Below are 382 nucleotides of genomic sequence, written 5' to 3' on the forward strand. Positions count from 1 at the left end.
GGTATCGGAGACGAAGAAGGACAAGGTACATGCTGACCGATACCAAGCTGCGCAATCTCAAGCCCAGGGACAAACTCTACAAAGTGAATGACCGGGAAGGTCTCTATGTGGGGGTCGCCTCAGAAAACGGAATCTATGGTCACTCCCGTTTTTGCAACACCGATTTTGACGACAAGTTGGCTTGCTTGAATCTATCCGGCGTCTGAATGGGATTTTATTCCCGCGCCTCGATGAGTTCCGCGCCTGATGAACCTCCAGAAAATATACGGCTTCAATGAGCCTTTCCGTTTTACAGGTTCCTCAACAGGCCGGTGGGCCGTTAGTATCATCAATATCAGTATTCGCAAAACCAGATGAATGATTGTTTAAACTGGTGTATTTC

At 47.9% G+C, this 382-nt stretch carries 1 pseudogene; it reads left to right on the forward strand.

Going from position 1 to position 382, the window contains the following annotated elements:
* Positions 1–29: 29 nt before the first annotated feature.
* Positions 30–116: pseudogene (locus H0X90_RS35990) on the forward strand (Arm DNA-binding domain-containing protein); the annotation flags it as partial.
* Between the last annotated feature and the right edge of the window lie 266 nt (positions 117–382).

The sequence above is a fragment of the Burkholderia sp. 9775_39 genome, assembly GCF_015712225.1.
GTDB classification, from domain to species: Bacteria; Pseudomonadota; Gammaproteobacteria; order Burkholderiales; family Burkholderiaceae; genus Burkholderia; species Burkholderia cenocepacia.